This window comes from [Phormidium] sp. LEGE 05292 (genome assembly GCF_015207735.1).
Lineage (GTDB): Bacteria > Cyanobacteriota > Cyanobacteriia > Cyanobacteriales > Aerosakkonemataceae > Floridanema.
The window spans coordinates 1-19,300 of the sequence record NZ_JADEWG010000120.1; the positions used below are offsets into that span (position 1 = coordinate 1).

At 45.3% G+C, this 19,300-nt stretch carries 9 protein-coding genes and 1 pseudogene; 1 reads left to right on the top strand and 9 read right to left on the bottom strand.

Going from position 1 to position 19,300, the window contains the following annotated elements; translation table 11 throughout:
• Nucleotides 1-212 (top strand): Tn3 family transposase (locus IQ264_RS24565; protein ID WP_193983807.1); only part of this gene is annotated, 212 nt, incomplete at its 5' end.
• Nucleotides 213-262: 50 nt separating this feature from the next.
• Here the strand turns inward: IQ264_RS24565 and IQ264_RS24570 are convergent.
• The 9 genes and pseudogenes from IQ264_RS24570 to IQ264_RS24610 all read right to left on the bottom strand — a co-directional run.
• Nucleotides 263-421, bottom strand: a complete 159-nt coding sequence (locus tag IQ264_RS24570) for a hypothetical protein (protein WP_193983809.1) — start codon at nt 419-421, stop codon at nt 263-265.
• A 256-nt stretch (nt 422-677) separates the two neighbouring features.
• On the bottom strand, nt 678-6,821 hold the full coding sequence (locus IQ264_RS33760; RefSeq protein ID WP_193983811.1) for a non-ribosomal peptide synthetase: 6,144 nt from the start codon (nt 6,819-6,821) through the stop codon (nt 678-680).
• Nucleotides 6,818-15,124, bottom strand: coding sequence for a non-ribosomal peptide synthetase/type I polyketide synthase (locus tag IQ264_RS24580; RefSeq protein WP_193983813.1), 8,307 nt, complete (start codon nt 15,122-15,124; stop codon nt 6,818-6,820). The genes IQ264_RS33760 and IQ264_RS24580 overlap by 4 nt, the downstream gene beginning before the upstream one ends.
• A 565-nt stretch (nt 15,125-15,689) precedes the next feature.
• Nucleotides 15,690-15,917 carry a hypothetical protein gene (locus IQ264_RS24585; RefSeq protein ID WP_193983815.1) on the bottom strand — a complete coding sequence of 76 codons (228 nt, stop codon included), beginning with the start codon at nt 15,915-15,917 and terminating at the stop codon, nt 15,690-15,692.
• A gap of 13 nt (nt 15,918-15,930) precedes the next feature.
• On the bottom strand, nt 15,931-16,596 hold the full coding sequence (locus tag IQ264_RS24590; protein ID WP_193983817.1) for a DUF6753 family protein: 666 nt from the start codon (nt 16,594-16,596) through the stop codon (nt 15,931-15,933).
• Nucleotides 16,586-17,473, bottom strand: a complete 888-nt coding sequence (locus tag IQ264_RS24595; RefSeq protein WP_193983819.1) for a hypothetical protein — start codon at nt 17,471-17,473, stop codon at nt 16,586-16,588. The genes IQ264_RS24590 and IQ264_RS24595 overlap by 11 nt, the downstream gene beginning before the upstream one ends.
• A gap of 5 nt (nt 17,474-17,478) precedes the next feature.
• Complete coding sequence (locus IQ264_RS24600) at nt 17,479-18,228, bottom strand: mobilization protein MobD-like protein (RefSeq protein WP_193983821.1); 750 nt, start codon at nt 18,226-18,228, stop codon at nt 17,479-17,481.
• Nucleotides 18,229-18,239: 11 nt separating this feature from the next.
• Nucleotides 18,240-18,695 carry a hypothetical protein gene (locus tag IQ264_RS24605; protein ID WP_193983823.1) on the bottom strand — a complete coding sequence of 152 codons (456 nt, stop codon included), beginning with the start codon at nt 18,693-18,695 and terminating at the stop codon, nt 18,240-18,242.
• Nucleotides 18,688-19,300, bottom strand: a pseudogene (locus tag IQ264_RS24610) (hypothetical protein); the annotation flags it as partial. The pseudogene IQ264_RS24610 and the gene IQ264_RS24605, both read right to left, overlap by 8 nt.

Below are 19,300 nucleotides of genomic sequence, written 5' to 3' on the forward strand. Positions count from 1 at the left end.
CGGTATTGTCTTTGCATTTGTTGCAAATTTGTTTGGTGTATATCAATACGTTGATGATGCAGCGAATTTTGTCGGAAAAAGATTGGTTAAAGTTGATGCACAGAGATGATTTTCGCGCTCTCACTCCGCTGACTTGGGGGCATATTAATCCTTATGGGACTTTCCGTTTGGATTTGGATGAGCGATTGTTGATTGACCCGGTGGCTTCTTGACCGAGAAAGAAATATCCTCTCAAACCCTTACCAGGCATGGGTTTCACTTGCTACTTTGCGGCTGGTGTCAGCTTCGCTATTTCTGGGCCAAGTTCACTATTATCTCTGTACCATGAAAGGAAATTGTCAAGATTAGACGATTCGCGTTCTGTGTCAGGTTCTACTAATAAGGGTAGATTGTGATTCGAGTCGAGAATTCCTATTTTCATAATGATTGAGCTTCTTTGGTCAAATGAAGGAGGTTGTTAGTTACCCCAAGAGTCTCCACTTAGCTCGACTTTATCCAAATCATTTTGGTTAGCTACCAATTCTCAACGGTTTTTCGTGATTATAAGCAGCGCTTTTTCCAATGTTGAAAATATAGCGCGACGTTTAGAAAGTCCTGATCCCTTCCGTAAGAGTTTCAGCTTTTCTTCTTAGGGTAATCACAAATGGATAAAATCGAGCTAAAAGGGTATAGTTTAATTATGACTCCTCAATTCTTTCTTTTAACATTTCAATGTAATTCTGAATCATTGAACAGATTTCTTGGCGACTAAAATACGTTTTATCGTATTTTATATATAGAATTGCATTTCCTTCAAATGGTAACATTTCCATCGTACAATTTAAAGGAAAGTTATACAGGTCATAGAACCTTCTCCCGTATACCTTCAAACCAGTGTGAACCAAGCTATTTTTGGCATTATGGAAATGCACGAAATTAAACGTAGCGAAAAATAACTCCGTTTTCTCTTGGTCAGCCAAAATTTGGAGAAGTGGATACCTAACATAGGGTTCCATATCAATTAATGATTGTTGTACATTTTTTATTTGTACACCTTTATCAGAGCTAATTGATTGACAAAACGGAACCATATTCCAAAATAAGCCCAATGCTCCAAACGGGTCAGATAATCTTTCTGTCCGACCATTTGAGACGGTTCCTACACAAAGCGTCTTTTCTTTCATCAGAGTACCAATAAGGTCTAAGTAGGTACTCAAAAAAATGGCTTTTGGTGAAACTTTCAATTTTCTGCATAATTTCTGTAAATCAGAAATTATTTCTGAGTTGAATATATGCTCACAGGCAACAGCTTCTCCTTCATCAACTGAAGCTTGACACGGCTTCAAGGGTTTATAGACATAGTTTTTCAACTGAAGCCTCCAAAAATCCGCTGCATCTTGTGAGTCAAGAATTTCTTTTTCCAAAGCGACAAATTCTTTGTACACATTGGCATCAGGGATTACTGTTATTTCTTCTCCTTTCTTGAGATTTAAATATAACTCGTACAGTTGATTAAGAAATTCACTACTGCCCCACCCATCGGCAATGGCATGATGAACTGACATCAGAAATTCAAATTTGTTCTTAGCTTTCCGAAAAATCCCAAAGCGAAAAAGTGGCTCATTGGGATTTTCAATGTTGAACAAATTTTGCCGATCTTGCTTCATAACCACATCAATGTAATTTTCTTGTTCGTCTGATTTGATGTGGCTAATGTCTTGCTCACTGATTGAAAAACTCAAACTCTTTTTGACTACCTGAACCACTGGGGTTTCGTTAGAAGTGATGAATACAGTTCGCAAAACTGGATGTTTTTGAACTAAAATTTCTAGCGCTTTCTTAAAGGCATTCAAATCGAGACTTTCATCATATATATCGTAGGATTTCTGGCCATGATAAACCCCCATTTTTTGAGGGTCATTTTTGTAATGATACAACATAAACTCCTGCATTTTGGCAAGAGGGTATGCCGCCTCGGTATCGTCCGGCAGTAGTTCAGAGATATTCTCTGGTAGTTCTAATAAATGTAGGGGAACAGTCGCGTTATCTTCCTCACGCTGGTAACTATTGATGTGTTGAGCCTCGCTGTGAATAGTTTGTTCAGATACATCAGGTGTATAGCTTCTTGCAGAGGGAGATAAACAATGGGCAATCAGCGATCGCAGTGCACAAGCATAATCTTGGGCTAGACTCTCAATTGTGGTAGAGTAGTGAAAGTTTTCGCTGTATGTCCATGTCAGTTGTAACTGACCTTCTACTACGATGCCGTTAATATCCAGCAAATAACTGCGGTGTCCAAGTAGGCTGCCTTCTGGTCCGACTGACTCAGGAGCTAGTTTAAACAGAGAATCTGCTTGCATTCCCCAATCGAATTGCCCCAGGTAGTTAAAACTTACCTCAGCCATTGGCAGCGTTTGCAGTATTGAGGTAATTTCTGCATCTCCACTTAGGTAGCGTAGCAAACCGTAGCCGATGCCTCGGTTCGGTACGGCGCCTAGTTGCTCTTTGATAAACTTTATAACGTCTCCTGGGTTGTTTGTTGCTTTGTACTGTAGAAGCACGGGGAATCTTGTTGTAAACCAACCGACTGTTCGGGATAAGTCCACGTCTGATAAAATTTCTTCTCGTCCGTGACCTTCTAGTTCAACTAGCACAGAGTTAGACCCGCTCCAAGCAGCTAATACCTGCACTAATGCGGTTAGCAGTACATCGTTAATTTGGGTACCGTAAGCTTTTGGAACTTCCTGTAGTAAGGCGCGGGTTTCTTCAATATTAAGCGACACTGACACAGTGTGGGCTGATGCTTCCGTATTGGCGCCCTCTGAACAGTCTAACGGCAGACGGGCGATCTGCGTGCGTGAAAGGCTTTGCCAATAGGTTAGTTCTTTTTTGGCGACGGAAGAACGTGCGTACTCCGTCAGTTTGAAAGCCCAGTGTTTGAAAGAGGTTGTCTTGGCAGGAAGCTGAATTGAACGGCCGGATTCAAGCTGTTGGTAAGCTGTTTGTAGGTTTTCTAGTAAAATTCGCCAAGAAACACCATCGACTGCCAAATGGTGGATGATTAGCAGCAGGCGGGAAGGTTTGCCAGTTCCTAAATTGTAAAGAGCAACCCGCACGAGTGGTCCACAAGAGAGGTTCAAGCTGGCTTGCAGTTGGGTAGATGTAGTTTCAATTGCAGATGCTTGTTCGGTTTCGGGTAGTGCAGATAAATCTACTAGGGAGAAAGGTACAGCTTCATCCGGTAAGGCGTTGAATTGTTGCCAACCTTCTTCAGATTTAGTAAAACGCAAGCGCAGGGCATCGTGATGCACTAATAATTGTTGTACGGCTTGCTGCAACAGGGTGGGGTTGAGAGTTGGTGGTACCAAGAGCAGAAAGGCTTGGTTATAATGATGAGTTTCTGGTAGATTTTTGGCAAAGAACCAGTGCTGGATGGGGGTGAGTGGTAATGACCCAGTTACTGGACCTTGTTCTGCTTTTCTAGTCCCAGTTGTACTTCCTACGGCTGCTAATTCAGCAATTGTTTGATGCTGAAATATTTGCTTAGGAGTAAGTTGTAGCCCTGCTTGTTTGGCTTTAGCAATAATTAGAATGCTGAGAATGGAATCCCCGCCTAGTTCAAAGAAGTTGTCGTGGATGCTTACCTGTTGGAGGTGCAAAACCTCACACCAAATTCGGGCTAGTAGTTCTTCTTGCCAAGTCCGGGCTGCTACAAAAGTTGTTTCTAGTTCTTGACTTGCTGTATCAGGTATTGGTAGAGCTTGATGATCCACCTTGCCATTAGGTGTTAGTGGCAGGGCATTCAACATTACAAATGCTCCAGGCACCATATAACTAGGTAGTTTCTCCTTGAGAAAATCGCGTAAAGTACTGCTGGTGAGAGCTTCTTTTTGGTTACAGACAATGTAGGCTGCCAGATATTTGTGACCTGGAATATCTTCTCGTGCCACGACCACTGTTTCTCGCACGGCTGGGTGCTGTGCGATCGCTGTCTCAACCTCGCTCAGTTCGATACGGAAGCCGCGAATCTTCACTTGACGATCCAACCGACCGAGGAATTCGATGTTACCGTCACTTAGGTAGCGAACCAGGTCGCCAGTTTTGTAAAGGCGGGTATTGATTTTATCATTAAATGGGTTAATAAATTTTTCAGCCGTCAAGTCCGGGCGATTAAGGTAGCCTCGCGCTAAGGAAGCACCGCCAATGTGTAGTTCACCCGGTACACCGATGGGAACTGGTTGCTGATGGCGGTCGAGAATATAAACTTGTGTGTTGGCGATCGGACGACCGATAGGAACAGTTTTTGAGTTATCACTGGCTTGCTTGCTACTCACAGGATAGGTAAGTACGCCGACAGTGGTTTCTGTCGGTCCATAGTGGTTGAGAATTCGACAGTTCGGGGCTTCTTGCTGGATTGTTTCAATTAAATCCCAGCTTGCTGCTTCACCACCTAAGACTAGACATTGGCGCGGAATTATAGAGTTGGACGCCTTGGATGTCAAGAGAGAAGCGAGGTGGGTGGGGACAATTTTGAGACAGTCAATAGGATGGTGCCCAAAGTACTCTGCTAAGGCTTTGGGGTCGGTGGCTCGCTCTTGGGATATGATATGTAGACATCCCCCCGTACACAAGGCTGGGAAAATTACGGTGTTGCCTAAGTCGGCGGCGAAGGTGGAAACGTTTGCGAAACTGGCACCAGTTGGCAGTTGCAGTTTGTCTAAGATAGCGTGCAGGTAGTTCAGGATTTGCCGATGCTCGATCGCAACGCCTTTAGGTTGACCTGTAGAACCCGAGGTATAGAGGACGTAGGCTAAGTTTTCCGGTATCACTTCGCTGTTAGGATTCGCAGAGGATTCTTGGGCAATTAGTTCCCAGTCTGCGTCCAAGTACAACATAGTCTGCACTTTAGCTTCTTCACGCACAAGGAGTCCATGATGCGTCAACAGGATCGGGACTTGAGCATCAATCAATCGGAAGGCTAAACTTTCTTGAGGTAATGCTGGATCGAGGGGTAAGTAGGCTCCACCTGCTTTGAGGATGCCCAGCAGGCTAACTACCATCTCTAGAGAGCGCTCTACACAAATGCCCACTAGCACTTCTGGTCCCACACCGAGAGTTCTCAAGTAATGTGCCAGTTGGTTTGCTCGTTGGTTTAGCTGGAGGTAAGTTAGCTGCTTGCCTTCAAAAACCACCGCTTCTGTATCAGGCGATCTCTTTACCTGCTCCTCAAACAACTGGTGGATACACTTATCGAAAGGAAACACTTTTGTGGTGTTGTTCCACTCTATCAGTAGCTGGTGCCGCTCTTGAATAGTGAACAGAGGCACAGAGGAAACCTTCTGTTGAGGATTAGCTACAATTCCCTCCAGTAACGTCTGGAAATGTCCGGCCATTCGTGCGATCGTACTGGCATCAAACAGGTCAGTATTGTATTTCCAGTGCCCGATTAGTCCCTTGTCGGTGTTAAAGAAAGCTAAATTCAAATCAAACTTCGCCGTAGCCGTTTCTACCGCTACTGGACTCCCCGTTAAACCTTCCAAGTCTATCTGGGGCCTGGGTGGGAACAGCGCAAACATCACTTGGCACAGCGGCGTATAGCTTAAGGAACGCACTGGCTGCAATTGTTCTACTAACTTTTCAAACGGTAGGTCAGTATGAGCGTATGCTCCCAACGCCACTTCCCGGACTCGAAACAGTAGCTCCTCAAAACTCGGATTACCCGATATATCAGTCCGCAGCACCAGCGTATTGACGAACAATCCAATCAATCCCTCAATTTCAGGGCGCTCGCGGCCTGCGTAGGGCGTGCCCACGCAGATATCGCTTTGCCCCGTATAACGGTAAAGCAACGTTTGAAGTGCCGCCAACAGCGTCATAAACAGAGTAACTCCAAGACGCTGGCTTGAAATAATCATTGCCTCTGTTAGTTCTTTTGAGAGTGCTTGTCGGTAACACGCCCCCTGGAACGTTTGAGTTAAAGGTCGCACTCGGTCAGTTGGCAGTTCCAATAAAGCTGGCGCACCAGAAAGTTGTTGCTTCCAATAAGCGAGTTGAGACTCCAGTACGTCTCCCTGTAACCACTGGCGCTGCCAAACTGCAAAGTCTGCATACTGAATGGGTAGTTCTGGTAGCTCTCGAAGCAAGTCATTGCAGTAGGCTGTGTAGAGGGCTGCTAACTCCTTGACTAATACGCCCTCTGAAGGAGCATCCCAGACAATGTGGTGTATTGTTAGTAGCAAGATATGTTCTGTCTGTGTTAGCTGAAGCACAGAAGCTTGGATTAACCCAGAGCTACTGAGGTCAAAGGGTTGTTGGACTTGTGCCCTTGCTTTTAGCCCCCAAGCAATTTCTCTTTCACAATCAGGTAGCTCACCCAAATCTACTACGGGCACACTCAAGGTCAAGCTAGTAGCGATAACCTGAACGGGTTGCCCTTCAACCGTTGCGAAGTTGGTACGTAAGATTTCGTGGCGTTGAATAATCTTGTTAAGGCTTTTCTCTAACGCGACGACGTTCAGAGTACCCTGAAGTCGCAGAGCTAGTACTTCGTTGTAGAAGGGGTTAGTTGGCTCCAACTGGCTCAAGAACCACAGTCCTTCTTGGGCAAAAGACACAGGTAAGTTACCAGTTCGCGAAACCCTTAGAAGGGGTAGGTCAGCATCACGTTGGGTAGCGTTGTTATTGTGCAGCAACTTTACAAGTTCTGCCTTATGCAATGCTAGCTCGTCACGTAGCTCTGGTGTTAGTACTCCCTTGGCAGCACGAACGCGCAACTGGTCACCCTCAGCCCACAACTTGACGCCCCGCTCGGTCAGTTCAGCTACAAATTGATTAAGCTTCACAGAATGATTTCCTCCATGTCCTCACCGAGTTCAGTAGATGGGGACGCGTTGGTGATTATCCCCGCCAAGGCTAATTGTGAGAGCATTAGCTCTACTAGTTGGGCAATGCTCGCACCCTCCATGATTTTGATTACCGGCAACTTCACCCCCATCTCGTTATTGATCCAATTCCTCAACTCGATTGCCATTAAAGAGTCTAGTCCCAAATTGGCTAGCGACTGTTGCATGTCCAGCTTGGCGGCAGAAAATCCCTGTACTCGAGCTACTTGTTCTCTAAGGCGAGACTCCAATAGCTGTTGACGTTCTACTGACGTCGCAGACACAAGGGCATTGCGGAGTGAATCTCCTTGGTTCTCCCACCTCCCTTCTGTAAACTGAGAGCGCAATCCCTGACTTTCGACGCTGAAATCCTCTAAAAAAGGCATTTTTGCCAATTGTCCTGTTAGGAAACGCGACCAGTTGATAGACATAACCCCTACTTGGACAGGTTGCTCTATTAACAACTGCTCCAGTACCTGCAATCCATGAGGAGCTACACTTTCCATTCCGATCCGATTAAGCCGTTCTGTTTGTTGGTTTCTCGCTGCCATTCCTACTTCGCCCCAAACTCCCCAGTTGATACTGGAGGTAGGTAGTCCTTGCGAGCGACGATAAGAGGCTAAAGCATCCAGAAAAGCATTGGCCGCAGCATAGTGGGCTAGATTCACACCACCGAATAAGGAGGAAGCGGAAGAGAACAGCACGAAGAAGTCTAAAGACTGGTTACGGGTTAAGGTGTGTAAATTCCACGCTCCTTGTACTTTCGGAGCCATTACTCGCATAAACTGTTCCAAGTGTTGCTGTTGCAGTAACCCTTCATCGAAAACACCAGCAGCATGAATAATCCCTCGCAGTGGCGGTGAGGATAGCTCTCGTGAGGTCAGCAGTTGGGTCAGTTGAAAAGCGTCAGACACATCGGCTTGGGCTACGACCACCTGCGCCCCAGAGTGTTCTAGCTCCCTTAACTGACTGTTGACTTCTTCGCTTGGCTGGGAGCGCCCTACCAGCACTACGTGCCGGACCCCACGTTCCACCAGAAATCGAGCCACTTTTAAACCCACACCTCCCAAGCCGCCGGTAATCAAATAGCTGCGATCGCTACGAAACGTGAGATGCTCTTGTGCCATCCTGCTGTGGAGCTGGCGACGGCGCACGAGTCTGGGTACATAACGAGCGAGTGAGCGAAAAGCGACAAGGTTTTCTGTATCACCTGACGAGATTTCCGCCAACAAGGTTTTGCCTGCCTCATCCCCCGTTGCTTGAGGGTCTAAATCCACTAAAGTGCAGTTGAGTTCGGGGTGTTCCAGCATAATGGCTTTCCCCATGCCCCATAAGGGAGATTGAGCTAATCCCGGCACACCCGACGCTACTCCTACCGCTTGCGCCCCTCGGGTCACTAACCACAGCCGTGGCGGTTCAGCAGATTTTGTGGCGATCGCTTGGACTAAATGCAACGTACTACCGCAGCCTTTCAATGCAGCTACCTCTAAGTCGGCTGCTGTTAGGGCTTGGGGTGCATCTAAACTCCAGCCGTGTATCACACCCGTCAAGTTAGGTACATCCTCCAGTATCCGCCCAAAGTGTTCTGGACTGGCTGGGTCTATCCTGAATTCTTGCTCGGCTATCTGTTGGTACTCCTTGCCTGGAAAAACTAGAGTACAAACCTCTCCAAGGGAGCGCAGCAGTACAGCCAATTGCTGAGTGAACCCTTGACTATCAGCCATCAGCAGCCAGTTTTTCGACTTGGGGCGAGGTGTTGAGGGAGCAGGCATAGAGTCGGGTGAAAGACCCTGACGTTCTTTAAGACGCCACTCTACCTCATAACACCAATTATCCGATGATTCCTGTGAACTGCTTAAGAGGGCTTCACGCGGGACGTACTTAACTTGCAACCCTTCTATGTCTGCAATTAGCTCTCCAGATGGGGCAAACAAGCGAAAATCGGCGATTGGGCTCTGGTTAAAGGAGTCTTCTCTTTTGCGCCACTGGGCATGGCACCACAGGCGACTCCCAGGACGTCCCCAAAGGCGTAGGCCCTCTAAGCCGACTGGTACATAAGTCTTTTGTTGGCTTTCATCAGGGGAAATTGCTTCTAAAACTTGTAAGCAGGTGTTTAACAACACTGGGTGTAGCTGGTATTCCCCTACTTCTGAGACTAATTCTGACGGCAGCCCTATCTTGCAAAGAGCTTCTCGTTCATGCCGCCAGATTTGTTCAAGTCCCTGGAAGCTGGAACCGTAATCCATTCCCTGCTGTTGAAACCGTCGATACAAGCTTTCCGGGGGAATCTCTTGGGTGCATCGCTGTTGTAAGGCAGCTAAATCTACTGGCTGTGCTAACGATTCTTTTTCGTTAATCAGTAATTTGCCTGATGCCTGGAGCGTCCAAGATGTTTTCCCATTATTTTCATCTGCCGGGGATGTCAGACCATATATCTCAAAGGAATAGATATCAGATTCCTTTGGGCTCAAAATTACTTGAATAGTCTTGACTTCATCCTTGGGTAGCATCAGCGCTTTGGCTATGACCACATCCTGCAAACAAAGATTCTTGGACTTGGCAACAATTGCCCCAGCAGCCAAAGCCATTTCTAAGTAAGCCGTTCCTGGCAAAATCGCTGTCTCATCAATGCGATGCTCTTTCACCCAAGTTGGGAAGTTCTGGCTAATTTGCGACTGGAACCGAATCTCGGCTGTTCCTGGTAAGTCTAACTGTTGACCCAGCAAGGGATTCTGGCTTTGGCTATTTAAACTCTTAAGATGGGTAAGGGCTTTTCGTTTGTTTTCAAAAGCCGTCGCCTCTACCCAATAGCGCTGTCGCTGCCAAGGATAGGTGGGTAGTTGCAGGCGATGCCTTTTATAGTCCTGGTCAAAGCCCAACCAGTTGACTGGGACTCCACGCACGTATAATTGTGCCAAACTACTTAGTAGCTGCTGCCAATCCTCTTGTCCTGGGCGTAGAGAAGGCAACCACAGTTGGTTATTTTCTCTGATGCAGGCACGACCCATTCCCAACAAGGTAGGTTTTGGCCCGATTTCTACGAACACCTCTACCCCTAGCTGCTGTAGGGTTTCCATACTGGGGGCAAATCGAACTGGCTCTCTCAGGTGACGACACCAATACTGGGGAGTGGCAATTTCAGAAGTTACCAACTCCCCTGTCAGATTGGAAATCAGTTTCCCTTGGGGTGCAGCAAATTTTACTTGTCGAGCCAGTTGCTCAAATTGGGCCACCATCGGCTCAATCAGTGGAGAATGGAAAGCATAGGAGACGTTTAATTTCTTTGTCTTGACTCCAGCCGCTTCCAAGTCGGCACAGAGAGTGTTAATTGCCTCGCGCCGTCCGGAAATAACAAGGCTTTGGGGTCCGTTAATGGCAGCAATTGAGACCTCAGTAGCATAAGGTTGAATGGCTGCTCGTGCCTGCGCTTCATCGGTTAACAGCGCTACCATCTCCCCCTGCTGAGGCAGGGCTTGCATTAACCGCCCCCGTGCGGCGATTAATTTCAAGCCATCTTCTAAGCTAAAAACTCCTGCTACAGTGGCAGCCACATATTCCCCGACACTATGACCCATGACCACATCGGGTTCTATGCCCCAGGATTTCCACAACTCAAACAGAGCATATTCCAGGGCGAATAAGGCAGGTTGGGTATAGGCAGTCTCGTCAATGGGGGATTTGGTCTGTGAAAGATTCTCCGCTTCTTGAGAGGGATAAAGTACCTCCAGTAGGGGTTTGTCCAAATAAGGACGCAAAATTTGATCGCAATTGTCTAGAGCAGTGCGAAAGGTGGGTTGGGTTTCGTAGAGCTGCCAACCCATGCCCACATACTGCGACCCCTGACCCGTGAACAAGAAGGCGATGCGCTCTTTTTGAGCCGCTGGTGCGATTGCGAATCGCGCACCGACTGACGAGATTACGTTTTCCGATTCTGTTGGTAGGGGACTGTTCGTTGCACCATTCGATGCAGGAGTCGTCTGTTGTCCAAAAGCCTGTAGTTGAGAGCCAAGCTGCTCAACAGAGAAAGCCGTGACTGCCAATCGATGGTTAAAGTGCTTGCGTCCTGTGTTAGCTGTAAAACAAATATCTGCCAAAGAGGCATCTGGATGGGACTTCAGATAAACTTCATAACGCTTTCTCAACTCATCGAGAGCTAGGGGTGTCTTTGCCGACAAACACAGCAAATGCAAGGGACGTTCAATTGCATCTTCCTTTTGAATTTTGTTAGCGCAGCGGGACGCAGTCCATTTTGAATTTTGAATTTCTGAGGGTGCTTCTTCCAAAATTACATGACAATTGGTTCCCCCTATACCAAAAGCACTCACTCCAGCACGTCTTGGAGTCCCATTCGCTTTCCATTCAGATAGTGTCGTATTAACGTAAAAGGGGCTGTTGGCAAAATCAATATTGGGATTGGGTTGACTAAAGTGCAGACTAGGTGGTATTGCTTTATGTTTGAGTGCAAGCACGGTCTTAATCAAACCTGCGATACCAGCCGCTTCCGCGATATGTCCGATATTGGTTTTGACCGAGCCAATCGCACAAAAACTGTTTTTCTCGGTACTCTGGCGAAAGGCTTGAGTTAGCGCGGCAATTTCAATGGGGTCTCCCAGACGGGTAGCCGTTCCGTGGGTTTCTACGTAGGTGACTGTGCTTGGGTCAATTTGTGCGATCGCCAGAGCCTCTGAAATTACAGCGGCTTGTCCCTCCACACTAGGAGCTGTATAACCCACCTTCGCTGCACCATCGTTGTTAATCGCTGACCCTTTGATCACAGCATGGATGCAGTCTCCATCAGCGATCGCCGCCTCTAGCAACTTCAAGACAACAATTCCACCTCCGTTGCCGAACACAGTTCCACTGGCTTTGGCATCAAAGGCTCGACAGTGTCCATCGGCAGACCAAATCATGTCCTCTTGGTACAGATACCCCGCCTTTTGGGGAACGCTGACGGCAATGCCTCCTGCTAGAGCCATATCGCATTCACCATTGAGCAAACTCTGGCACGCCATGTGAACGGCTACCAGTGCAGTTGAACAAGCCGTTTGAATATTAACAGAAGGTCCAGTTAAATTCAGTTTGTAAGAAACTCGTGTAGGCAGATAATCTTTCTCATTGCTAAAGCGAACTTGTAAATCGCTGGCTGATTCTAAGAATGTGCGATCGACAGGGAAGCCCCGGTTGGGATGAACGTTATTAATCAGGTAAGTATTCATACCCGATCCAGCATAAACTCCGATTAACCCCTGATAATTTTCTGGATTGTAGCCAGCACTCTCAAGGGCTTCCCAGGCACATTCTAAGAAAATCCGCTGTTGCGGGTCCATAATGGAGGCATCTAGAGCGCTGTAACCGAAGAAGGAAGGGTCAAACTCTTCGATATTTGGCAAAACCGCGCCAGCTTTTATGTAGTTAGGATTACGTTGCTTCGTCGGGTCGTTTTGGGACAATTCCTCATTAGAAAAAAAGGAAATTGATTCTACCCCCTGGAGCAGGTTCTGCCAAAATGCCTCCACATCCTTAGCTCCTGGAAAGCGGCCTGACATACCGATAATGGCGATATTTGATTCTCTGCTCTTGTCAGACTGACGCATCACTCTACTGCTTGGTTTGTGGGTAGTGACAGATGGAGATTTTCTTACCGTCTGACTTAAGCGTTGAGCCAAAGTATATATAGTGGGGTATTGAAACAGCTCTACAATTGACAGTTTTACTTCAAATATTTCTGCTAATTTATTAGCGCTCTGATTCAGGAGTAGAGAATTACCACCTAAGTCAAAAAAGTTGTCATGAATTCCCACACCTTCTAATTGCAGCAATTCTTGCCAAACAGAAGCAATGAGTTGTTCAACATCCGATTGGGGCATTACTAGAGATGTTGATAACTCAGGTCTAGACATTTCTGGGGCTCTTAGTACACGACGGTCTACTTTTCCATTAGGTGTCAGAGGCATTTTATCGAGTACAACAAAAGCTGCTGGCAGCATATAGTCAGGTAGACGTTCTTTCAAATAACTTCGTAATACCGATCTGAGCTTGCCTGCCACCTGTCTCTGAGATTCTAGGGACTGGTCTTCACAAACCACGTAAGCCACTAAGCGTTTATCCCCTGTTGCATCCTCGCGGGAAATAACCACTGCTTCTCTGACCGCAGGATGTTGCAAAAGTGCTTCTTCAATTTCCCCAAGCTCAATCCGAAAACCGCGAATTTTAACTTGGCTGTCGCTCCGCCCGATCAATTCAATATTACCGTCAAGTAAGTAGCGAGCTAAATCGCCAGTTTTGTAAAGGCGCGTTCCTGGTTTTCCACTAAAAGGGTCGCGAATAAATCTCTCCGCAGTTAAATCAGGTTTGTTAAGATAGCCTCTAGCTACACCCATACCTCCAATGTAAACTTCTCCAGCTACACCCACAGGTACAGGTTTTACAGGGTCTGTCTGATTGCACCAATTGGGGTCTAGCAGATAGATCTGGGTGTTGGCAATTGGTTTTCCAATCGGGATGGGAGCATCTGTTGACTCAACTTTGTAGAGTGTTGACCAGATAGTTGTCTCGGTGGGGCCGTACAAGTTCCACAGGGAACAGCATCTACTGAGCAACTCAGATGCCAGTTTTTGTGTGAGGGCTTCACCACCACAGAGAATTTTTAGGTGTTTGTTCCCAAGCCATCCTGTAGCTAACAGCATTTGCCAAGTGGCGGGAGTGGCTTGCATGATGGTTGCACCACTGCGACTTAATAGTTCCTTTAGCTGCTCACCACTAGTAGCCACTTCGCGACTGACTAGCACCATCTGTGCTCCTACGCTTAAGGGCAGATAAATTTCCAGTCCAGCAATATCAAAGGATATGGTAGTAACTGCCACTACTATGTCTTCTGCGGTCATGCCGGGTTCACGGCTCATGGAAGTTAAAAAGTTGACCACAGACCGATGCTCAATTTGCACTCCTTTAGGTTTCCCTGTGGAGCCAGAGGTGTAAATAGTGTAGGCTAAGTTGTCTGGTGTCACTCCACTGACTGGGTTTTCATCGCTTTTAGAGTCAATGAAGTGCCAGTCGCTGTCTATGCAAACTACTATACTCGGCTGTGTAATTACGCCAGCCTCAAGGATGCCCCGTAATTTACTTTGAGTTAATATCACTGACACTTGGGCATCTGCCAGCATCAAGGATATGCGCTTTTGGGGATAGACTGGATCTAATGGTAGATAAGCACCACCCGCTTTGAGGATACCCAACAGTCCCACAAGCATTTCTAGGGAGCGTTCCATACAGATACCTACAAGTACCTCTGGACCGACTCCCAAACCTTGAAGATAGTGCGCCAGTTGATTAGCTTTTCGATTCAGCTGATGGTAGGTTAACTGCTGTTGTTCATAAACTACAGCTACTGCTTGGGGAGTGAGTTCCACCTGTTCTTCAAATAGTTGGTGGATACACTTATCAAAGGGAAAGTCTGTTTTAGTATCGTTCCAATCTAATAACTGATGTCGCTCTAGCTCTGTCAGCAGCGGCAAGGTAGAAATACACTGGTCTGGATTGGCGATGAGGTTTTCCAGTAAGGTCTGCAAATGCCCTAACATTCGCCTAATCGAGGCTGACTCAAACAAAGAGGCGTTGTATTCACCGCTTATGATTAAGTTCCCTTCTTTCTTAGAAGCCAAAACAACTAGGTCGCACAAGGCGCTATGTTCCTGTTGTGCCAGATTCTCTGACCAAATCGGCTTAGTTGAAAGGCAAAACGGTACATCGCACAGCACCAACATCACTTGAAAAATCGGCGCTTGAGTTAAATTTTGCTGTTGGGAAGCTACAACCAACTTCTCAAACGGGTAATCGCGATTGAGTGCAGCTTCTTCAACTTTGTTACCAACCCGCTGGCAAAGTTCTCTAGCCGTTAGCTCTGAGGTTAAATTTGTCCTGAGAGCTACTGGATTGATGAATGTTTCCGGGTTGGTTCCCTCTTTGTCACGAAGACTATCAGCAGACACAGACCCTACAATGATATCTTTCTGTCCCGTGTAACGAAGCAAAAGAACTTTAAATGCAGCCAGGAGCGTGGTAAAAATAGTAAAGTTTTCATCCTGACAAAATTTATCGAATTTTAAGCAGAACTCTTCATTAAGCTCAACCGATTCCTTTGCTCTAATGAATGACTGAAGCCGAGAGCGTGGATAATCTGATGGGATTTCTAATACAGGGAGCTCGCTATTAAGAAGCTGTTCCCAGTATAAAAGCTGTTGAGTTAAGCTATTTCTAGTGGGCATACGGTGTATATCATTTAAAGGAAGAGTCTGTTGATTTCTGGCTCGGTGAGAAAACGCAACAAAAAGGAAGCATTGACACGCACTTGCTATGAGATAGCGTTTTACTTAAGTTAACAGTGAGAGTTTGTCAAGCCGTCTCGCTTTGGAAGAGCAACCCGACACAGAGAGTAATTTCTGACTTTCAGGAGCTTTAATTTAAAATAAACGATTTTCTGAAATTAATACATTTAATTTTTTCTAACTTTTTATACTTTTCTGATTTTTTGTTAATTTTATTTTTTTGTAAAAGTCACAAAAAATAAGTCTATCTTTTGGAGGATTCAATAAGTTAATTAAGCGTTGATATTCACTCGCTTCTGGTTGCCCATAATTGCATATAAGCAAGCTAGTCAGTTGGGGATTAACAGCCTGTTGCTTTTCTGATTGTTTATTTTTTGAACTTTGGGCAAAAGAAAAGTTCTTTGCGAATAATTCGGTAGAAGTCTCTTTATGTTTAATTTTGGATAAAAGGAAATATGCTTTGTAACAGCAACACCTTCTGAAGCTAACAATCCTTTAATTTTACTCAAACACTCAAACCAATCAAAGCGACAATTGCCACCACAACTCTCACAGTATCAGGAAGATTGACTCTCGGACAAACACCGATCGCAATTAACCCAAACAACACAGCACGCAGAGGCAAGAAAAACATTAGCACAATTGCCAAAATAGCCATGCTCACTGCGAGTACCCAACCGCAAATATCTTGTACTCTCCCCAATACGCGCATCAATTTGCTTTCACCTTTCATCACAGCTACTCCTTCATTGAACTGGTTTTACTCGCAATAAACAGTATTGAGACACAGCTTCTTTTCCCTTTTCTTTAGCTACCAACGATTGTTGAGCAGCTAATTTGGTACAATTCAAATTAGCTAAACTTTCGGAATTCCAATTCACAATATTCCTTGCCAATTGACCTTGCGGACTTTGCGCCCAGCGTAAACTTTCAGCTGCATCCATTGTGATTTTTTGTCCTGGTGCATAACCACCTTGTAACCAAATTGGAACTGCCATTCCGCCTAAAAAACCCAATCCCATTGCCGCTACAAACAACCCAAAAGCAGGTAACATCAACGAAAGGCGACTGCGTTCTTTGGCAGAACAATAAGCAATCAATCGGTCTACCATTTTGCGAATTTCGATTTCTTGACCCTTAGTAGCAGTACGCTTTGCTGTTTCTAATTGGTCGTGGATAGCTTCAGTCCACCTATCAAACAAAGCACTCAGTTCGTGCGGTTTATCTTCTAAAATTACCTGCAATTGTCCTGTTGCTAACATCACTAGGAACAGGGGGTCGTTTGTCTTCAAACCATATTCAACTGCTACTGCTAATACCCGCTTTTGATACTCAGCATCCTTATCTGCCAATAACTGCAACAAAACATTTTCATTTCTGGTTTGTACGCCTTCTTTAAAATTAATCACCATATTCCACATCCTGCATTTGTTTACTTTCTTGACCGATTAGATTGCTATTCGTATCAAGCCCCTTAGTTGCTTCTATCTCCGACTGCTTCAAAACCTCCTCGAACTTAGCAGCATCAGTCCGAGAAAGTTCTTCGATGACTTCACCATCTAAGCTAGCAACCAGTATTGTCTGTCCGTCATTCTCAGAACGCAGCACAAAATATTCCTCTTGAGCGCGTACCGTGACAATGCCAAAAGGTGGCAGTACAAATTCTGTTGTTTCTTGTTTCTGGTATTCTTCCAAAACTGCGTCAATTAAAGTATCTTGAACTTTAAGACGTTCAGTTTCTACCGCTAACTCGTTAGGTTGCTCTTCTTCAAATTGAGCGGAAAACGCTTCTTGTTCAACTTCATGAACTAGCAATTCTCTTAACACATCAAGATGGGGAATTACCGCATTCCAATCAACCATTAATTTATTGTCGAATTTCATTGGCTGACCTTCACCAGATTCTCCATTACCGTTGTTACTACTATCATTTACAACCGCTATATCTTTTGCAGCCAAAGACAGTTCGAGATTGCTGGATGCCAGTACATCTTGAATGTACTCTGGGCTAAATACTCGGTCAAATATTGCAGATTGAGTGGTGTATTCTTCTGACAGTTGCAAGCTTTGGTGCGGTGACAAACTCCACTGTCCATTAGTATTAATGTAACCGCTAATGACGAACTCTCCTTCTGCATGAGCTAAAAACCACTCTTTCTCAATTCCCATTGCTATGAAGTTGGGATTGGTGGTTGGGAATACATACAGCCGTCCTAGATATTGTCCATCCTGGGTAACATCACAGTTTAGAGTCGCATCAGTATCGCGTATGGGGTTGATTTGGTACATTTGGCTCACTTAGTAGAAGTTACTGCTTTTTCCTTCTCAGCTTTTTTAGGTTGCTTATTCGGTGTCCATAGTTCTGTAACCGCAATTTGCAAGTAGGAATCTTCGAGAAATGTCATCAATCGCTGTTGGGACATAATTGGCATCTTCTCTTCAATTTGAGGGTCATTGAATTTGAATTTATTCGAGTCAATGAAATATCTATCACCTGGATATAGCAAAGGAAAATCAATAACTTGCAACGTCTTTTTGTACTTATCTTTCAATTCTTGATACTTAGATTCGCTTTCCAAAAAACTCCAGTCGTCAGTTTTTCCTAAATTTCGGACAAAGACGTGCAGCATTTTGTCTTTGTATTTCTCCATTGATTGATAGAATAACTCGATCGATTCAAATCCACCATCGCAGATAAACCACTTGCACACATCAACACCATACTTATCAGCCACATCCAGCAGTCTCCCCTTTGTAACCCAGTTATTTACCAAGGGAAATACATTAGCCGGAAGGTTTACAATTACTGCTTTTTCCCTAGCTAACTCAAAAATAATGTCAGCTTTATTTCCCTTATTAAGAGCTTCGGAAAATTCTGCATCAACGGCATAGTCATAGAACCGCTTCACATCTTGATTGGTGATATCAGCATCTATTAAGGCGTGTTCTATTTTATTTTCAATGCAATACTGCACCATTACGCGAGCAAATAATGATTTGCCAACGCCACCTTTTTCTCCATCAATCAAATGTATTCTTGCCATCAACTTTTCTCCTAATTAATAAATTCAAAAGTTTCGCTATCGGTTGTGATTCCTGACAAATTCCAAGCTTGCGGGTCAAAATCATCCAATTCATCCGCATCTTCGTTCCGTGCTGTATCTGAAACTTTGGTTTGGTTGTAGTTTGAATTCGATATGGGAAAAGCACTGCACAAAACGCTACCTACCCGCATCGGTTCTACATTTAATGCAGCACATAAATACTTGAGTTGATTGGCAAAAGCCATCGCTGAATCTAGCAGTAGCAATTCCAAAGTTTCCTGTGAATAACTGCCCTCGCTGTGCAATGCTACTGGCATATAGTATGAAGTCAGGGCATTGATAATCATTGCTGTCTTATCTTGATTTGGATGCAGCTTTTGATTTTGGATGTAACTGAGTAACTTTGCTTTATCTGAATCAACAGGTGGTTGATAACGCCAGGTCAAATCTTTTTTTCGGTTAGCCATTTACCACCGCCTCCTTTTCCTGTTCTTGCAACTTAGCCAGTGCCTTCACCTTGGCTGCGTGGTAAACTGACAGCGCCCATACATCTGCCAAGCGAGTACCCAACCATTGTTCGTTCATGGATGTGGGAACTTCTACCCCGCCATGCCACGCTACAGGTGTACCGGGAAATATAGCATCTAGTTCTTCGTGCAAATAATCTGCTGTGCCACCGCAGACAATAGCTTCGTCTAATTCACTACTGAATGGCAACACTTCCTTTAACCATGAGGCAAGCGAGGTTGCATACTCTGCCCTGGCAGATTCTACCGCAGATATTATCTTCTCTATCTCGGTATCGCGGATCGATCGCTCACTGCTACTAACTAACTTGAGGAAATGTTGCGGTTTTGGATGATTTCCTGCTGCTAGTATTGCCGGAACTAATTGGGAGGATGTTAGTCCCGCCGTGCGTTCCATGACTAGCTCAACCATCCTAGCCATGCCCAAGTTGGTTGTTTTACCTTTATCCAAGATGCCGCGACGGGATACCAGCAAGGAAGCATTGCGATAACCTACCATGACGAGCGCAACTACTTGACGCTTAATAGCTGCTTTGGAGTTTTTG